This window comes from Ectobacillus ponti, from assembly GCF_024294785.1.
GTDB classification, from domain to species: domain Bacteria; phylum Bacillota; class Bacilli; order Bacillales; family Bacillaceae_G; genus Ectobacillus; species Ectobacillus ponti.
Map to the genome: position 1 here is coordinate 1 of NZ_JANCLT010000084.1, position 615 is coordinate 615.

Consider the following 615-nt stretch of genomic DNA (forward strand, 5'->3'; position numbering starts at 1 on the left):
CCGCAGCGAACAAATCCCGCGCGGGTTGGGAAGAGCGAGCTCGTGAGGAGAGCAGAGGGAAAGCGCGAGGGGGAAGGAGGAGGAAAGGTGCACAAGGTCAGACTAAGTTTGCGTTGAAGAACAAAGGAGAGGAAAAATGTCGCCTGCTGAGGCATCGCGTGAGGAGAATGTGTACATGGCAAAGCTTGCCGAGCAGGCTGAGCGTTACGAGGAAATGGTCGAATTCATGGAGAAGGTGGCCAAGACGGTTGACTCTGAGGAGCTCACCGTGGAGGAGCGCAACCTCCTGTCTGTTGCATACAAGAATGTGATTGGAGCCCGCCGTGCGTCATGGCGCATTATCTCCTCCATTGAGCAGAAGGAGGAAAGCCGTGGTAACGAGGACCGTGTCACACTCATCAAGGACTACCGTGGCAAGATCGAGACTGAGCTCACCAAGATTTGCGACGGCATTCTCAAGCTGCTTGAATCCCACCTTGTCCCCTCTTCCACTGCCCCTGAGTCCAAGGTCTTCTACCTCAAGATGAAGGGTGACTACCACAGGTACCTTGCGGAGTTTAAGTCTGGCGACGAGAGGAAGCAGGCTGCGGAGAGCACCATGAATGCATACAAGGC

General features: G+C 55.1%; 1 protein-coding gene. It reads left to right on the forward strand.

Annotated features, from left to right (window positions below; all coding sequences use genetic code 11):
• Positions 1–136 precede the first annotated feature (136 nt).
• On the forward strand, positions 137–615 hold a 479-nt coding region (locus tag NK662_RS24675), incomplete at its 3' end, for a 14-3-3 family protein (RefSeq protein WP_254761359.1).